Source organism: Kitasatospora sp. GP30 (assembly GCF_029892145.1).
GTDB lineage: Bacteria > Actinomycetota > Actinomycetes > Streptomycetales > Streptomycetaceae > Kitasatospora > Kitasatospora acidiphila.
Map to the genome: position 1 here is coordinate 19882 of NZ_JARZAH010000030.1, position 17149 is coordinate 37030.

14 protein-coding genes are annotated in these 17149 nt (G+C 71.7%); 5 read left to right on the forward strand and 9 right to left on the reverse strand.

Features of this window, described 5'->3' with window-relative positions:
- Nucleotides 1–5: 5 nt before the first annotated feature.
- The gene (locus P3T35_RS29770; protein WP_101382016.1) at nt 6–233 is read right to left on the reverse strand and encodes a hypothetical protein; all 228 of its coding nucleotides are present in this window, start codon (nt 231–233) and stop codon (nt 6–8) included.
- A gap of 213 nt (nt 234–446) precedes the next feature.
- Here P3T35_RS29770 and P3T35_RS29775 point away from each other — a divergent pair, with 213 nt between their 5' ends.
- The 3 genes from P3T35_RS29775 (at nt 447) to P3T35_RS29785 (ending at nt 6765) form a co-directional block, all read left to right on the forward strand.
- Nucleotides 447–3422 carry an AfsR/SARP family transcriptional regulator gene (locus tag P3T35_RS29775; RefSeq protein ID WP_180356569.1) on the forward strand — a complete coding sequence of 992 codons (2976 nt, stop codon included), beginning with the start codon at nt 447–449 and terminating at the stop codon, nt 3420–3422.
- A gap of 562 nt (nt 3423–3984) precedes the next feature.
- Nucleotides 3985–4740 carry a class I SAM-dependent methyltransferase gene (locus P3T35_RS29780; RefSeq protein ID WP_101382014.1) on the forward strand — a complete coding sequence of 252 codons (756 nt, stop codon included), beginning with the start codon at nt 3985–3987 and terminating at the stop codon, nt 4738–4740.
- A gap of 102 nt (nt 4741–4842) precedes the next feature.
- Nucleotides 4843–6765, forward strand: coding sequence for an ATP-binding SpoIIE family protein phosphatase (locus P3T35_RS29785; protein WP_101382013.1), 1923 nt, complete (start codon nt 4843–4845; stop codon nt 6763–6765).
- Nucleotides 6766–6815: 50 nt separating this feature from the next.
- On the opposite strand, the gene P3T35_RS29790 is transcribed toward P3T35_RS29785, so the two are convergent.
- The 5 genes from P3T35_RS29790 to P3T35_RS29810 form a co-directional block, all read right to left on the reverse strand.
- A complete protein-coding gene (locus tag P3T35_RS29790) occupies nt 6816–7565 on the reverse strand; it encodes an SDR family NAD(P)-dependent oxidoreductase (protein WP_101382012.1) in 750 nt (249 codons plus the stop codon).
- 53 nt (nt 7566–7618) lie between these two features.
- Nucleotides 7619–8986, reverse strand: coding sequence for an FAD-binding oxidoreductase (locus P3T35_RS29795; protein WP_101382011.1), 1368 nt, complete (start codon nt 8984–8986; stop codon nt 7619–7621).
- A gap of 79 nt (nt 8987–9065) precedes the next feature.
- Nucleotides 9066–10001 carry a decaprenyl-phosphate phosphoribosyltransferase gene (locus tag P3T35_RS29800; RefSeq protein ID WP_101382010.1) on the reverse strand — a complete coding sequence of 312 codons (936 nt, stop codon included), beginning with the start codon at nt 9999–10001 and terminating at the stop codon, nt 9066–9068.
- A complete protein-coding gene (locus P3T35_RS29805) occupies nt 9998–11218 on the reverse strand; it encodes a phosphodiester glycosidase family protein (RefSeq protein WP_101382009.1) in 1221 nt (406 codons plus the stop codon). Before P3T35_RS29805 ends, P3T35_RS29800 begins: the two co-directional genes overlap by 4 nt.
- A 164-nt stretch (nt 11219–11382) precedes the next feature.
- Nucleotides 11383–12327, reverse strand: coding sequence for a hydrogen peroxide-inducible genes activator (locus tag P3T35_RS29810; protein WP_101382008.1), 945 nt, complete (start codon nt 12325–12327; stop codon nt 11383–11385).
- Between the two features lie 165 nt (nt 12328–12492).
- On the opposite strand from P3T35_RS29810, the gene P3T35_RS29815 reads away from it, so the two are divergent.
- Together P3T35_RS29815 and P3T35_RS29820 are read left to right on the forward strand one after the other, a co-directional pair.
- Nucleotides 12493–13044 (forward strand): peroxiredoxin, encoded by a 552-nt coding sequence (locus tag P3T35_RS29815; protein ID WP_101382007.1) that lies wholly within the window; start codon nt 12493–12495, stop codon nt 13042–13044.
- Between the two features lie 5 nt (nt 13045–13049).
- Nucleotides 13050–13580 (forward strand): carboxymuconolactone decarboxylase family protein, encoded by a 531-nt coding sequence (locus P3T35_RS29820; protein ID WP_101382006.1) that lies wholly within the window; start codon nt 13050–13052, stop codon nt 13578–13580.
- 7 nt (nt 13581–13587) lie between these two features.
- Here P3T35_RS29820 and P3T35_RS29825 read toward each other — a convergent pair whose 3' ends face one another.
- Genes P3T35_RS29825 through P3T35_RS29835 form a run of 3 tightly spaced genes read right to left on the reverse strand, consistent with a single transcriptional unit; the run spans nt 13588 to nt 17043 of the window.
- Nucleotides 13588–14319 carry an HNH endonuclease gene (locus P3T35_RS29825; protein ID WP_143676887.1) on the reverse strand — a complete coding sequence of 244 codons (732 nt, stop codon included), beginning with the start codon at nt 14317–14319 and terminating at the stop codon, nt 13588–13590.
- Entirely contained in the window at nt 14320–15609 is a 1290-nt protein-coding gene (locus P3T35_RS29830) for an AAA family ATPase (RefSeq protein ID WP_101382004.1), read from the reverse strand.
- A 9-nt stretch (nt 15610–15618) separates the two neighbouring features.
- On the reverse strand, nt 15619–17043 hold the full coding sequence (locus P3T35_RS29835; protein WP_101382003.1) for an AI-2E family transporter: 1425 nt from the start codon (nt 17041–17043) through the stop codon (nt 15619–15621).
- Between the last annotated feature and the right edge of the window lie 106 nt (nt 17044–17149).

A 17149-nucleotide genomic window follows, 5' to 3' on the forward strand; every position in this document is an offset into this window, starting at 1 on the left:
AGCCATCAGTGGGTGCTGATGATGTCTCCAAGGGGCCCCGGAGTGCCAGGCTTGCCAGTCGGAGCAGCCGATTCAGCCGGAGTCTCGACTTCGCTGGAAGCCGGCGCAGCGGCCTCACCGGGCTCAATGTGCTGGTCGGCAGCCTGGCCCGACGCCTGAACGGCGCCAGCCAGGGCGGCCTCCGCCTCATCGGTCTGCTTGGGCAGAGCGATCGAAGTCTCGTTGTCGGCCATCGCCGAACCACCTCTCAGGGGGTGACTGTACTGAACCGCCCCGGTCGGTCTGTCCGTGGCGTGGGGACAGTATCGTAGGGGTCGTTAAATGTCTTATAAACGGCCCTCCTGGTGCACAATCTGCCCCATTTGCCCTTCCTGACCTGGCATTACCGCCGGACGATGGAGGGCAGCACTTCGAGGTTCGAAGTATCCGGCCTTCGGGGGACCCTCATGGAGCTTCAGGTACCGCCGCACAATGCCGTGCTGCGCTTCCAGGTGCTCGGACCCGTCCAGGCATGGCGTGACGAGCAGTCACTCGCACTCGGTTCGCCGCAGCAGCAAGCCGTACTCAGCGCACTGCTGCTCCACCGCGGCCGACCTGTCACCACTCAGGAACTGGTTGACGGCCTCTGGGGTGACCGCCCGCCGCCGCAGGCGGTAGCCGCTCTGCGCACGTACATCTCCCGACTGCGAACGGTGATCGAGCCCGGACGCGAGGCACGAACCCCCGCAAGGCTATTGGTTTCGGTACGAGACGGATATGCCCTGCACATTCCGGACGAATCACTCGATCTCGCCGTCGTTGATTCACTTCTCAGCGAGGCTGCCCAGGGCCGCCAGGAGGGCAGTCTCGAAAAGGCCCACCAGTTGCTGAGCTCAGCCATTGCGTTGTGGAGTGGCCAGCCGCTGGCTGGCCTCCCAGGGCCGTACGCGGAGACCCAGCGGCAAAGTCTCCTGGAGCTTCAGATCGCCGCGCGTGAAGAGCGCTCTGCGGTGGCTCTGGAGATTGGGCTGCACGCGGATATCGTCTCCGAGTTGAACCACCTAGCTTCCGAACAGCCACTGCGCGAGCGGCTGCGGGAACTGCTGATGCTGGCGTTGTACCGCTGCGGCCGGCAGGCTGAGGCACTCAATGTCTACTCGGCAACCCGGAAGCTACTGATCGATGAGCTCGGCGTGGAGCCCGGCGCCGGACTAGCCGCGATGCACTCGCGAATCCTCTCGGCCGACCCGACGTTGATGAATTCCCTTGGGGAATCTCGAATTCCAGTTGCTGAAACTGCCGCACCCGTGGTCCCGGCCCCGCCCGCTCAGCTGCCCGCCGATGTCTCCGACTTCAGCGGCCGGACAGCGCTCGTCACGGATCTACGCGCGCTGCTGCAAGGAGCCTCCGGGCAGGCCGTCGTGGTGACCTCGTTGGCTGGTATCGGCGGTGTCGGCAAGACCACCCTGGCCGTACACGTCGCCCACAGCGTGCGCTCGGAGTTCCCCGACGGCCAGCTATACGTGGACCTCCGTGGGGTCAGCGCAACCCCAGCCGACCCGGCCGTCGTTCTTGGCGATTTCCTCTTTGCCCTCGGTACGACCGAGCCTCCGGAGTCCTTCGAGCAGCGCGTCGCGCTCTACCGCTCGAAGCTGGCGGACCGGCGCATGCTGATCATGCTCGACAACGCCCACGACGTGCAGCAGGTCACGCCGCTGATCCCCGGCGTGGCCGGGTGCGCGGTGCTGGCCACCAGCCGCTCCCGGTTGGCCGGCATCCCGGGCGCCCACCTGTTCGACGTCGAGGAGCTGACCCCCGAGGAGGCGCTTCAGCTCTTCGGCGCGATCGCCGGGCAGCATCGGGTGGAGGCCGAGCCCGACGCGGCCATGGCCGTGGTCACCTCCTGCGGATTCCTGCCGCTCGCGGTCCGCATCGCGGCCGCCCGGCTGGCCAGTCGCCCCCGCTGGACCGTCGCCGACCTCGCTCGGCGGTTAGCTGACCAGCGGCGCCGCCTGGATGAGTTGCAGTTGGGCAACCTCGCGGTCGAGACCACCTTGGGTCTCGGCTACGGGCAGCTCAGCCCTGCCGAGGCGCGGGCCTTCCGCCTGCTCGCCCTGGTGGACTGCCCCGATCTGCCGCTCTCTGCCGTCGCCGCGCTGCTCGGCACCTCCGAGGACGCGGCCGAGGACATCGCCGAAGCGCTGGTTGAGGCGAACATGCTGGAGTGCTTCACCCCTGGGCGCTACCGCTACCACGACCTGCTGCGGTTGTTCGCGCAGAAGCAGCGGGAGAAGGTCGCGGACCTGGCGGACACTCAGGCGGCGCTGCTGCGGCTGCTCGCGTTGCTGGTGTCGACGGTGCGCAGCGCCTCGAAGCTCTTGGAGCCAGACGACCAGCTGATCGAGCCGTTGCAGGTAATCACCCATCCCGGCGAGTACCTGGGGAACGAGGACGACGCCCGTACTTGGATCCGGAGTGAGCTCGCGCTCATCCTCAGCACGATCGAGCAATCGATCAACAGCACGCCGGAGCTCCTCAGGCTTGCCATCGACCTCCTGGTATCCCTGAACTCCTTGGTCGAGGAGCCGACTCACGCCACCCGAATCCGTCGCACTCTGATGGTCGCCGATGCCGCCGCAACAGACGGTACCGATTTCGAGGCCCTCGCCCGGGTGCGCTTTGCGCTAGCCTTCTTCGCCTACCTGACCGGCGAGTACCCGACTGCCGAGCAGTTCTTCCGGAACTGCCTCGACCTTGTCGACGCTCAAACGCCAGGGCTCCGGTCGGCTGCCAGCAGTGCGCTTGGCACTGTTCTGACAACTCGTCATCCCATGGAGGCGCTCCCCTTCCTGATCGAGGCCCGGGACCTAGCCGACAGCCTCGCCGCTATGGGCAGCGCCGCCCGCATCCAGGGCAATATCGCGCGCGTCTACCTGAAGCTCGAACGGTGGGACGACGCCGTCGAGTCCGCCGAATCGGCCGTGACCACCGCCCGTTCCTCGCGCAACGTCCGCAGCCTTGCCGACGCCCACTACCAACTCGGCGTCGTCCTCCGCGCCACCGGCTCCCCAGCCGAGGCTGCAGCCCAACTACGTGAGGCCCACCGACTGTTCGAAGATCAGCAGCAGCGGCTCTGGGAGGGGCTCTCGCTCGCTCGCCTCGCCGACTGCCTGCTGGCCGACGGCCAACCGGACGATGCGTCGACGGCTGCCGCTGAAGCTCTGGGAATTGGCATGGAACTGAACTTCGCCTACTGCCAGGGCCTAGCCAACGCCGCCCTGGGCGAAGCCCTCCTGCGCCTCGGCCACCCCTCCCGTGGCCTGGCGTGCCTCAGCGAGGCGTACGAGGTGTTCACGCGGCTCGGTGTGCCCGAGGGCCAAGCAGTCCGGGTCCTCATTGACGAGCAGCACACCGAGCCTCCTTCTTCCTCCGCAGCGCCGTAGCCACCAGGGTGTCCCCCGACGGAGCCCCCGCGCTCCGTCCTCCCCCGATCCCCTGGTGCTCCCCCGATCCCCCCTCGGGAAGCGGTGTCCCCCCGGTTCCCCCGATGAGTGGAGCCCCCGCAGCCCCCCGGCTGCGGGAGCGCCTCTCCGCGCTTCCCCGGCGCTGAGGAAACTCTGGCACTCGGACATTGACGTTCAATAAACGCGGGCGGCAACCGGTTCGGTCAGGCGTGCGGGGCGCGTGGACGGGGGCTCACCACCCCTGGCACCCCGGTGTGCTACCGCCAACGGGCCATATGGGCCGTCCGAGTGGCGGTAATGCAACCCGAAAGGGGGGATCAGCCACGAGTTGGCCGGAAACGGCCTCCATCACCGGGTGATCACGCATATTCTCAAAGGCCAGGTGGCACGCGCGGGCGTCAATACACAGGTGGCACGCGTGGGTGACCCGTGCCCCCGAGCAGGTGAGGACCTTCAGGCAGGGTCAGCTGAGCAGGGACGGAGCGGGCGAGGGTCGGAGAAGCGGGTGCGGCGGCGGAAAGGTTCCTCTCAAATCGTGACGATGGGACAGATATCGGATCCGGCCCGGGGTGAGGCGCGGCCTGGCCCCACGCGCCGCAGTGCTGCGCGGGCACTGCAGGCGGTGGCCTTCGACGCGATCGGTGCCCGGTACGGCGAGGCGTTCCCAGCCAAGAACGGCCAGCTCGCGGCGGGTCGGCGGCTGCTCGACGAGCTGGCGCCCGGTGACCGGGTGCTGGACATCGGCTGCGGCACCGGCGACCCGACCGTTCGTCAGCTCGCCGAGGCCGGCATGGCGGTGACCGCGATCGACCTGAGCGACGGCATGCTCTCGTTGGCCCGGCGGACGCTGCCCGATGCCGCCGCCTACCACCGGATGGACCTGTACGACCTGTCCACCGACCGGGCCGAGAGTGCCTGGGGCGTGCCCGAGCTCGGGCCTGCCGGGGCCCGGAGCTTCGCGGCGGCCACCGCGTTCTTCTCGCTGATCATGCTGCCGCAGCAGGAGATAAGGGTGGCGCTCAGCCGGATCCGCAAGCTGCTGCGGCCGGGTGGCCTGCTGGTGCTGGGGCTGGTGGAGGCGGATCTGGACGACTGTCCGATGGTCTTCCTGGATCAGCAGCTGCGGATCAGCGGGTTCCTGCGCGAGGAGCTGGCCTCGGCGCTGCACCGGGTGGGCTTCACGGTGGAGGAGCTGAACGGACGGCCGTACGCGCCGGCCTGTACCGCGCTGCCACCGGAGGAACAGCTGTTCCTGCACTGCCGGAAGACGACCCGGAACCAGGCCGAGAACCCGTAGCCAGGCCGAGAACCTGTCAGCAGGCCGACCACCTGAGACGTCACCCGCAACCCGACCCACGACCGACCACGACCGACCCACGACCAGTAAGAACAGGCAGCCGTGCTCGACCTTCCCTCTCCCCAGGCCGGCCGCTCCCCCGCCGTCCCGACCCAGCGCCACCCGCCGCCCCGTGCGGGCCTGCCCGCCACCCCGGCCGCTCCCGCCGTGCCCGAAAGCACTGTGCCTGACAGCGCCGTGGCCGACATCGCCGTGCCCGACGCCGCCCAGCAGCTGCGGGTCCGCCAGGCGCTCACCGAGCGGCTGGCCTTTCTGAACAACGCCACCCGGCAGATCACCACCAGCCTGGATCCGGCCGCCACGGTGCGCAGCCTGACCGGGGCGCTGGTCCCGTTGCTGGCCGATGCCGCGCTGGTGCACCTGTGCAGCTGGAACCCGGACCCGGTGCGGGACCGGGACCGCGAGCAGCCGCCGGAGCTGTCGCTGCACCGGGCCGAGGGCACCCGGTTGGGTGTCGGCAAGCCTCCGGTGACGGTACGCCCTGGCGGTGCGCTGGAGCGGCTGATGCGCGGCGAGACGGTGCCGGGTCCTGTGGTGCTGGGCAGCGCCGAGGGCGAGGAGCTGCGTCCGGTGCTGACCGAGCTGTACGGCGCCCGGTCGCTGGCCGCCCTGCCGCGCGGCACCGCCCTGCTCGCGCTGCCGCTGCAGGGCCGTGCGGCCGGCAAGGCGACCCCGCAGCGGACCAGGAAGGCGACCGCCCCCGATCCGGAGTCGCTGCTCGGTGTGCTGGTGCTGGTCCGCCGGCCGGTGGCGTCCGGCAAGGAGCCGGCCCGGTTCGATCCGACGGACACCCAGACGGCTGCCCATCTGGCCACCGTGGCGGGGCTGGCGGTGGACACCGCGCACCGCTACACCCGCGAGTCGGAGATCGCCGACGGCCTGCAGCGCAGCATGCTGCCGACCCATCTGCCGCAGCCGCACGGGGTCCGGCTGGCACACCGCTACCTGCCGGGCGAGAGCGAGGCGCAGGTGGGCGGCGACTGGTACGACGCGATCCCGCTGCCCGGCAACCGGGTGGCGCTGATCGTCGGCGATGTGATGGGCCATTCGCTGACTTCGGCGGCGATCATGGGCCAGTTGCGGACCAGTGCGCAGACCTTGGCGGCGCTGGACCTGCCGCCGCACGAGGTGCTCTACCACCTGGACGAGCAGGCGCAGCGGCTGGGCCGCGAGGAGCATCTGGCCACCTGCGTCTTCGCGGTCTACGACCCGATCGCCAACCGGATCGTGGTGGCCAACGCCGGGCACATGCCGCCGGCGCTGATCCATCCGGACGGCCGGGCCGAGCTGCTGGAGAACCTGCCGGCGGGCGCGCCGATCGGGGTGGGCGGGGTGGACTTCGCTTCCGAGGAGCTGGACGCGCCGCCCGGTTCGGCGCTGCTGCTGTTCACCGACGGGCTGGTGGAGAACCCCCGGCGGCCGATCAGCACGGGTCTGGAGCGGCTGCGCCGGCGGCTCTCCGCCACCCATCACCACTCCCCCGAGCAGATCTGCCAGGAGGCGCTGCGGATCCTGCCGCAGGCCGAACGGGCCGATGACATCGCGTTGTTGGCGGCGGCCTTCGACGGGATCCCGGCGGAGGACGTGGCCTACTGGTACCTCCAGCCGCGCAACGAGACGCCGGGGCGGGCTCGTCGGCTGGCCGGGCACGCGCTGCGCCGCTGGGGTCTGGAGGAGCTCGCGGAGAGCACCGAGCTGATGGTCAGTGAGCTGGTGACCAACGCGGTGCAGCATGCCAAGAAGCCGGTGACGCTGCGGCTGGTCCGCACCTCGGTGCTGCGCTGCGAGGTCGGGGACGACAGTCCGGCGCTGCCGCGCCGGCGGCGGGCCGGTCTGCACGACGAGCGCGGGCGAGGCCTGGAGCTGGTGGCCAAGTGCGCGGACGGCTGGGGTGCGACCCGGCTGGGCGGCGGCAAGGTGGTCTGGTTCGAGCAGCGGTTGCCGTTCCGGCTCAAGCGCGGCTGACGGGCCGCCGACAGGACGGCCCGTCAGGGAGACCCAGGCCGGCGAAAAAATCAGCGGCGCAGCTTCCGCCACAGCGGGCGCGGCACCAACCGCAGGCCCAGCCACAGCACCCCGAGCTTGCGCGGCACCCACACCACCGGGGCGCCGCTGCGCACCGCGTCCGCGACGGCCGTGCCGACCGCGGCCGGGGTGGTGGCGGCGGGCGCGGGCGGCATACCGGCGGTCATCCGGCCGATCACGAAGCCGGGGCGGACCAGCAGCACCCGCACCCCGCTGCCGTGCAGCGCGTCGGCCAGGCCGCGGGCGAACGCGTCGAGCCCGGCCTTGGCGGCGCCGTAGACGAAGTTGGCCCGGCGCGGCCGCACCGCGGCGACCGAGGAGAGCACCACGATCAGGCCGCGCCGCTGGGCCCGCAGGTGCGGGACGGCGGCCAGCAGGGCGGTGACGTGGCCGGTGAGGTTGGTGTCGATCAGGGTGCCGGCGGCGCGCGGGTCGGTGTCCAGCTCGGCCTGCGGGGTGAGCACGCCGGCGGCGGAGATCACCAGGTCGATCGGCCCGGCGGCGAACAGCTCGTCGATCAGCCGCTGGTGGGTGTCCAGGGCAGTGGCGTCATAGGGCACGGTCCGTACCGTGTACGGCAGTTCGGTACCCAGTTCGGCCATCCGCTGCTCGTCCCGCCCGGCCAGGATCACCTCGGAGCCGGCCGGGGCGTCCAGGGCGCGCAGGATCTCCTGGCCGATCTCGCTGCCGCCGCCGAGCAGCAGGATCCGCCCGGGGGTGCGGGGTCGGACCGGCGTCACAGCGGCAACGGTCTTCTGGTTCAACGACTTCAACGTCAACGACTTCAAGGAGTTCAACGGCACAGTCCCAGTCTCCGTCCGAGGTCCGATCGCATGGTGCCATCCGGGTCGAGCCTGGCGCGGGTGGCACGCCAGTCGGTGAGCGGCCCGTACATCGCGTCGAAGGCGGGCCTGCCGAGCCGGGCGTCCTTGGCCAGGTAGATCCGGCCGCCGGCGTCGGCCACCCGCCGGTCGAGCCGGTCCAGCACGGCGTGCAGCCGGCGCCCGCCGCGCGGCAGGTCGACGGCCAGCGACCAGCCGGGCAGCGGGAAGGAGAGCGGGCAGCCGCTGGCAGGGCCGAACCGCTTGACGGTGCCGAGGAACGGCGCGGCGCCCACCGCCCCGAGCGCGGTCAGCACCTCGGCGATCAGGCCGTGGGCGCCGTCCGGCACGGCGAACTGGTACTGCAGGAAGCCGCGCGGGCCGAGGGCCCGGTTCCAGTCCCGCACCGCGTCCAACCGGTGGAAGAACGCGGGCAGTTGCTGCACCGCGGTCCGCTCGCGCGGGGCCCGGTGGTACCAGAGCGAGTTGAAGGCCCGGGCGGTCGGCGGGATGAACGGGCAGAACGGCAACCGCGGCGCCCGGCGGGCCCGCGCGGGGGCGTACTCCAGGCCGTCCAGGCCGCCCCGGTCGTCCAGGCCGTCCAGGTCGTCCAGGCCGTCCGGCTCATCCCGGTCGTCCGGCTCGTCCAGGTGGTCGCCGAGGTCGACGACGCCCCGGCCGAGCGCGGCGCCGGTGGCGGTGGTGTCGATCCAGGCCACGGCGTAGCGGCTGCGGGCGGCATCGAGTTCGGCGAGCAGCGCGTCCAGGTCGGCCGCGCGGCGGGTGGTGACGCGCAGCCGGGTGCCGGTGATCGGGATCAGCCGCACGGTGGCCGCCAGCACCAGGCCGGTCAGCCCCATGCCGCCGACGGTGGCCCGGAACTCCTCCCGGTCGGGCGTCAGCAGGTGCAACCGGCCGTTGCCGTCCAGTAGTTCGACGCTGTCGAGCCAGGCGGCCAGCGAGCCGTCGGTGCGCTGGTTCTTGCCGTGCACATCGGCGGCGACGGCGCCGCCGAGGGTGAGTCGGGCGGTGCCGGGCAGCACGGGCAGCAGCAGTCCGCGCGGCACGGTGCGGGCCAGGATCTCGGCGAAGGTCGCCGAGCCGGCCGCCCGCACGGTGCCGCCGCCGGCGTCCACGGTGATCCCGGGTTCGGTGGCCGGCGCCAGCACCAGGCCGCCGGTGTTCTGCGCGGCGTCGCCGTAGCTGCAGCCGGCTCCCCTGGCCAGCAGTCCGTGCGCCGGGCGGCTGGCGACCAGCGCGCGCAGCGCCTGCCGGTCCAGTGGCCCGCGCACCTCGGCCCGGCCGCCGGTGCACCGGCCCCAGCCGTCGAGCAGCGTCATCGGGCCTCCTCCTCACGGCAGTTCACCATGCGGTCCACGCGAATCAGGCGCTCCACGCGAATCATGCGGTCCACGCGAATCATGCGGTCCCCGCGATGAAGAGCAGCAGCCAGGCGAACTCGCAGAGCAGCATGGTGCGGTCGCGGGTGATCAGGTCCTCGACCCGATTCAGGGTGGCCCGGCCTATCAGGTGGTCGAAGCGGAGCAGCCCGGCGGCCAGCGGTATCGCCGTCAGCAGGTGGCAGCCGACGCCCCAGGCCGAGCCGCCCCGCACCGCCCAGCTCAGGAAGGCGCCGACCATCGCCACGCTGATCGCCCGCTGGGCCAGCCGCAGCCCGGCCGGGCTGTAGTGGCGCAGGCTGGGCCGGTGGCCGGTGGCGGCGGTGCCGAGGCCGGCGAGCTCGGTGTAGCGCTTGGCGATCGCCACCAGCAGCGCGCCCAGGCTGCAGACCAGCACGAACCAGCCGGACGGCGCGACCCTGGCGGCGGCCGCGCCGCCGATCGCGCGGAGCACGAACCCGGAGGCCACCATGGTCAGTTCGAGTACCGGGAGGTGCTTGAGGGTGGCGGAGTAGAGGAACGACAGGGCCAGGTAGCCGGCCACGCACCAGGCGAGCCCTGTGCTTCCGGTCACCGCCGAGCCGGCCGCGGCCAGCACCACGCAGCCGCCGGCGAACAGCAGCGCGTGCCGCTCGGCCAGGTCGCCGCTGGCCACCGGGCGGGTGCACTTGGCGGGGTGGCGGCGGTCCCGTTCGGCGTCCACCACGTCGTTGACGAAGTAGACCGCGCAGGAGGCCAGGGTGAAGACGCCGAAGGCGACCAGGGCGAGGTCCAGGCCGGTCAGCCGGCCGCGGTCGGCCGCGGCCACCGGGGCCGCGAAGACCAGCAGGTTCTTGGGCCACTGCCGCGGGCGCGAGGTGCGCAGCACGGCTCGTGGCCAACCTATGCTCCCGGTCGGCCCGGCGGGCGCCGGGTCCAGCTCGGGTGCCGGTAGCACCGGCGGCTCCGCGGTCATCGGGCGTAGACCGCGGTGAAGTCGCGGCTGGTCGGCTCGAAGTACCGGTCGGCGGGGCGCTCCTGATCGGGCAGCAGCTTGGTGGGCGTGGGCGCGGCCGGGTCGCCGGTCGGCTGGTAGTAGTTGAAGGACATCCAGGCCGGGTTGATGTCCAGCTGCATCGCCTGCACGCAGCCGGCCTGGTGCAGCAGCTCGGCCAGGGTGCGCACGGAGAGCGCGGGGCCGTAGGCGAAGATCAGCCGGCCGTCCTGGGTGATGCCGGCGCCGGATCGCCAGACGAAGAACTTTCCGCCCATGGTCAGGCCCCAGCCGGTCTCGATCGCCTGGTCGACGTCGTCGGCCACCTGGCCGTTGCTGATGATCGGGCGCAGGTTCTGCCGGACGCCGACCACGTCGGGGGTCATCGAGACGTCGCCGCCCCAGCTGCCGACGGTGGCGTGGCCGTCCTTGTAGAAGACCAGCGAGGCGGCGCCCTGGGTCAGGGTGCCGCGGGTGACGCCGTTGAGGTAGAAGCCGCCGCGGGCCTCGCCGACCTTGAAACCGCCGTTGAAACTGGCCAGTAGGCCGGCCCTGGCGTCGGACGGGATGTTCGGCGGCACGCCCCAGTTGTCCGGCCCGGGGTCGTCGGTGCCGGGGTGCAGCTGGAAGCGGACCAGGCGCTCGTCCATGGAGACCACGGCGGCGACGTAGGAGGTGTGCTCGCTGTCGGCTCTGAGCATCGCGCTCTGTACGGCCGGCACCCCCTGGGCGGTGCCGATCACCTTCCAGCTGCCCTCACCGGGGAGCGGGTCGCCGGCCGGGGAGACCAGTGGGGCCGGGGTGATGGGAGTGACGAGGGTGGCCAGCCCGTGCTTGTTCTCCTGGGTGTGGACGGCGCCCTGGCTGGGGCCGGTCGGGCCGAGGGCGAAGGTGGGGCGGCCGCCGACCTTGGGCGGGTGCATCTTGTACTGCGCGGTCTCCAGCCCGGTGACCACCGGGCCGAGGTGGTGGTCCCGGGCCCACTCGGCTATCCGGGCGATGGTGCTGTCGTTGCCCGGGGCGAGCAGGGCCGAGCCGAGGGACCAGCCGAGCCAGCCGAGGAAGACCGCGAGGAGTGCGAGGACGGCCCGCACCGAGCGGCGGCGCAGCAATCGGCGCAGCCACCCGGGGCGGCGTGGCGGCGCCCCGGGCGGCAGCTGCTCGTCGGGTTCGAGTTCGGTCTCGGTCTGCGGACCCACGCCGTTCTCCTCACCACTGCCGGATCTCTGAGCTGATCCAGCTCACCCCGGGGGTGGGCGGTCGGCGAGCCGGGCGAGAAGTCGGGCAGCACGTCAATCCCCTTGTCCGACAAGGGGATTTATGAGGACGGCAGAGGTCGGGATGTCACCCGAACAGCGGCCTGCTACTGGCTGACGATCCGCACCGGAAGGTCGCGCAGCACCTCGCGCAGCGAATCGGCGAACCGGTCGTACTCGGCGGCCCGGGCCGACCCCGGGCGGGTGGCCAGGCCGATCCGCCGGCCGGGCGCGGGGTCGGCGAAGCGCACGGCGGCCAGCCGGTCGGCCCGCCCCGCCTCCACGTCCAGGGCGGTCGCGGGCAGCAGGGTCACCCCGAGGCCGCCGGCCACCAGCTGCACCAGGGTGGAGAGCCCGGCGGCCCGGGTGGAGCCTCCGGAGACGTCCGCCCCGACCTCTCGGCACAGGTCCAGTGCCTGGTCGCGCAGGCAGTGCCCCTCCTCCAGCAGCAGCACGTCCAGGTCGAGCAGCGCGTCCCGGGGCACGTCGGTGCGCCCGGCCAGCTCGTGGTCGGGCGGGGTGACCAGCACGAAGTCCTCGTCGAACAGCGGGATGTCGCGGGTCGGCGAGCTGCCGCCGGCCGGCAGGGCGAGCAGCAGCACGTCGAGCCGGCCGGCTGCCAGGCCGTCCAGCAGCGAGGGGGTGCGCTCCTCGTGCACGTGCAGCTCCAGGTCCGGGTAGCTCTCCCGGACCAGCCGCAGCACGGTGGGCAGCAGATAGGGCGCGACGGTGGGGATCACCCCGAGGTGCAGCGGGCCGGTGAACGGCCGCCGGGCGGCCTCGACCTCCTCGGTGAGGTTGTTCAGCGCGGCCAGGGCGCGGCGCGCATGGGCGGCCACCCGCTCCCCCAGGGGGGTGATGATGACCTTCCGTGTCGTACGCTCCACCAACTGGGCGCCGAGTGCCTCCTCCAGTGCGGCCAACGCCCCGGAGAGGGCCGGCTGGCTGGTGCCGATGGCGTTGGCGGCCGCCCTGAAGTGCAGGTGTTCGGCCACGGCGACGAAGGCGCGCAGCTGGGCGACGCTCGGGGTGCGGCCCTTTTTCTTCTGCAGGGGCGTCTGCGACTGGGTATTGATAGCTCTCTCCGATCAGATGTATCGAGTCTAGCTATTTCCCTGATCAGTTGGGGCTATGGCATGTTTGATCACGTCTGGATTCGTCGAACCAAAGGCAATCCAGTCCTTAGCCCTCCGAATCCCGACCCAGGAGTCACGAACATGCTCACGATCGGTGACAAGTTCCCCGAGTTCAGCCTCACCGCCTGCGTCGACCTGGACGCTGCCAAGGCCTTCGCCGAGATCGACCACAAGACCTACGAGGGCAAGTGGAAGATCGTCTTCTTCTGGCCCAAGGACTTCACCTTCGTCTGTCCGACCGAGATCGCCGCGTTCGGCAAGCTGAACGACGAGTTCGCCGACCGTGACGCGCAGGTCCTGGGTGTGTCCGGTGACTCCGAGTTCGTGCACCACGCCTGGCGCAAGAACCACGACGACCTGCGCGACCTGCCGTTCCCGATGCTGGCCGACATCAAGCACGAGCTGATGCAGGCCTGCGGCGTGCAGGCCGAGGACGGCACCGCCCAGCGCGCCGTCTTCATCGTCGACCCGAACAACGAGATCCAGTTCGTCATGGTGACCGCCGGCTCGGTCGGCCGTAACCCCAAGGAGGTCCTGCGGGTGCTGGACGCCCTGCAGACCGACGAGCTGTGCCCGTGCAACTGGAACAAGGGCGACGACACCCTCGACGCCGCCTCGCTGCTGGCGGGCTGATCACCATGGCGCTCGACGAACTGAAGGCCGCGCTGCCGGACTACGCCAAGGACCTGAAGCTCAACCTGGGCTCGGTGATCGGCAACTCCGACCTGCCGCAGCAGCAGCTCTGGGGCACCGTGCTGTCCTGCGCGATGGCCACCGGCAGCAAGTCGGTGCTGAGCGAGCTGGAGCCGCAGGCCAAGGAGCTGCTGTCGGCCGAGGCGTACACCGCCGCCAAGGCCGCCGCCGCGGTGATGGCGATGAACAACGTCTACTACCGCACGCTGCACCTGCTCTCCGACAAGGAGTACGGCACGCTGCGCACCGGTCTGCGGATGAACATCATCGGCAACCCGGGCGTTGAGAAGGTCGACTTCGAGCTGTGGAGCTTCGCGGTCTCCGCGATCAACGGCTGCGGCCAGTGCCTTGACTCGCACGAGCAGGTGCTGCGCAAGGCCGGCGTCGAGCGCGAGGTCATCCAGGCCGCGGCGAAGATCGCCGCGGTGGTGCAGGCGGTGGCGTCGGTGCTGGACGCCGAGGCCGCGCTCGCCTGAGGCACCGCTACCTCCCGACGGGGCTCCACTTCGACAAGTGGGGCCCCGTCAGTGCGTTCAGGCCCGCCACCGTCTCGACCCCGAAGACCAGCGCCGCCCGCGGCGCGGTGCGCAGCCGCAGCATCTCGTAGAGCACGTCGGCGAACGGCTGCACCGCAAGCGCCTGGGCCACCTCGCGGGCCTCGACCGCCTCGCCGTGCTCGGTCAGCCGGGCCAGATCGCGCAGCATCGAGCGGCAGCGCACATAGGCGTGGGCCCGGCCGCGCTCCAGCACCGGGCGGTCCAGGCCGAAGATCCTGATGGTCTCCCGGCCCTTGGCGCTGCGGGCCCGGTAGGCGCCGGTGGCCAGCACCAGGTCCAGGTGGTCGGCCGGCTCGTCACTGGTCGGGTCGATCAGCAGCGCCCGGCCCTGGCGGTCGGTCGGGTAGAGGTCGCGCTTCTGGTTGCTGTTGCAGAAGGCGCAGGCCCACAGGTGGTTGAGCCAGTCGAAGGCGCGCTGCGGGGCCATCGCGATCGGCTGGAAGTGGTCGATGCTGGTGCCCTCGCTGTCCCCGCAGTACATGCACCGGGACAGGCCGGCCGACATCGCGATCAGATGAACGCTCAAATCCCGCCGGATGGTTCGGGCATCCCGCCAGGACTCCCGGGCGCCGCCGCGGTGTTCACCGATCCGCTCGGTGCGGGCCGCCATCCGGGCGGCCAACTCCGTTGGTAACGGCCCGCGTTGCAGCGGGATCATCTACGGTCTCCGGCCGAGCCGGGCCGACACCTCGTCCACCCGGGCGCTCAGCGAACTCATCAGCCGCTCGGTCAGCTCCTGGTACTCCGCCAGCTCCGCGTCGTCGGCGGCACCGGACAGCACCCGGCCCTCCAGGTCGCCGATCCGGCGCCGGGCGGACTCGGCCCGCTCCGAGTAGGGGGACTCCAGGCCGAAGAGGGCGGAGAGCACCGCGTCGTCGCCGCTGCCGTAGACCACCCGGTGGTACAGGTCCTGGCTCACCGGCTCCGGCCCCGCCGTCTCGTCCGGTCCCGGTATCCGGATCAGCCCGCCCGGGTCGGCCGCCTGGCAGATGTACGGGCTGTGGGTGGAGACGATGAACTGCACCAACGGGAAGTGCGCCTTGAGCCAGGGGCCGATCCGCTGCTGCCAGCTGACGTGCAGATGGGCGTCGACCTCGTCGATCAGCACCACCCCGGGCAGCTGGATCGCGCCCGAGGGGCCGGCCGGCAGCCGGCCGTAGCAGGTCTGGAACTGCCGCACCAGGTCGAGCACCAGGGCGGCGACCGTGCGGTAGCCGTCGCTCAGCTCCCGCAGCGGGAAGTCGGGGCCGTCGCCGCGGCGCACCCAGAGGCCGTCGGCGTCGACCCGGCCGACCCGGTAGCCGTCCGGCAGCAGCCCGTCGGAGAGCAGCGCGGTGACCACGTCCAGGGTCTCCTGCGCGCCCGGGCGGCCTTCGAGGCGGCGCACGTGCTGGTCGATCAGCCAGCTGACGCCCTCGGAGAGCGAGGCCTCCTCGTGGAACAGGGTGGCGAGCCGGCCGACCGGGCCGGCCGCGAGCATCAGCCGCCGGCTCTCCCCCGCGCCGCCGAGCAGCCGGCGGAACGGGCCGTAGCCGGCGAAGAACCAGCCCTGCGGATTCTCCGCCCAGGGGCCGAGCTCGGGGCTGGGCGAGCCGAAGGCCTCCAGCTCGGGACGCGGGCCGTCGCTCGGCCTGGTCCACCGCAGGCCCAGCTCCAGCTCGGGCTCGGCCTCGGCCGACTGGTCGACCGTGGAATCGGGGCGCACCCAGGCCCGCACCCAGCCGGTGCCCTCCCCCGCCGTCAGCCAGCCGGAGAAGTCGCTGACCAGACCGCGCGCCACCGAGGGCCCGCCGAGCGCCAGCGCCAGCGCACGCAGCAGCGTGGTCTTGCCGGAGCCGTTGCGCCCGGCCAGCACCGTCCAGCCCGCCTGCGGCAGCTCCAGCCGCCGCGCCTCCCGGGCCGGGCCGAACCCCCGGATCCCCGAAATGCCAAGCCCGGTCACATACATGACGGCAGTTTAGGAGGTGACGACCCGCTCCGGGGAGAAGTCGGCGGAGTCCGGCACCGTCTCCTTGGCTTCCTTCGCTTCCTTGGCTTCCTTGGCCGCCGCCGTCTCGGCCGCCTCGGCCGCCTCCTGGGCGGCCTCCACGGCCGCGAACACTTCGTCGGCCGCCGCGTGCCGCTGCCGCAGGTGGCCGACCACGGTGTTGGTGACCGCGATCAGCGGCACCGCGACGACCGCGCCGCCGATCCCGCCGACGATCGACCCGGTGGCCACCCCGAGCACCACGGCCAGCGGGTGCACCCGCACCGCCCGCCCCAGGATCAGCGGCTGCAGCAGGTGCCCCTCGATCTGCATCACGGCCACCAGGACCACCAGCACCATGCCGGCGGTGTAGATGTCCTTGGTGACCAGCGCGATCAGCACCGCCAGGGTCCCGGTGACCAATGCGCCGACCAGCGGGATGAAGGCCCCCAGGAAGATGAGCACCGCCAGCGGCACGGCCAGCGGCACCCCGAGCAGGTAGATCCCGATGCCGATGCAGAGCGCGTCGATGAAGGCGACCGCGACCGTGCCGCGGACATAGGCGGTCAGTGTGGTCCAGGCCTTGGGGCCGGCCCCCGCTATCGCGTAGCGGGACTGCTGGGGCAGCCCGCGCAGCACCCAGTTCCAGATCCGGGCGCCGTCGTAGAGCAGGAAGTAGGTGGTGAACGCGGCCAGCAGCACCCCGGTCACCACCTCGATCACGAAGCCCACGGTGGTGAACCCGAGCGAGGTGATCTGGCTGGTGTTGTTGCCGATGGCGGTCTGCAGCTGTTTGGTGAAGTCGCTCAACTGCTGGTGCGTCAGGTGCATCGGCCCCTTGAGCAGCCAGTTGTGGATGTTCCCGACGCCCGTCTGGGCCTTGCTGGAGACGTCCGAGATGTTGGCGCTCACCTGCCAGACCACGAACCAGCCGACCAGCGCGATTCCACCGAGGCCGGCCAGGAAGGTGACCAGTGCGGCAAGGGCGCGGGGCACCCCGTGCCGGCGCAGCCAGGAGACGGTGGGTTCGAGCAGCGCCGAGATCAGCACCCCGGCCAGCAGCGCGTAGGCCACCAGCCGCAGCTGGTCCACCACGTCGAAGATCACGTAGAGCGCGGCGCCGACCAGTAGCAGCCGCCAGATCGACTCGGCCGCCACCCGCAGCCCCCAGGGCACCGCCTCGGCGGGGGTGGCCGGCCGCGGACCCCGGTACCGCTCGCGCGGCGGCGGGGGCGGATCGACCTGGGTGGGCGGCGGCGGGGCGGCCACGGCGGGGCGCTGGGCGACCCTCGGCTGCGGCTCCGGCTCGATCACCGGCCCGCCCTCATCGCGGGCCGTCGCGGCCCGTCGCGCCAGCGCGGTACTCCACTTCGCAACCGCGGAGAGTACCCGGTCGCGCCGCTCGCCCCGTGCCATCTGCGCTCCGTCCTCTGGTCGGCCGCGCGTTCGGCACGACCCTGTGAGGCTCACGGTACCCATAACGGTCACTCGTTCGGCGCACCGGCCCGCAAAACGGCCGAAG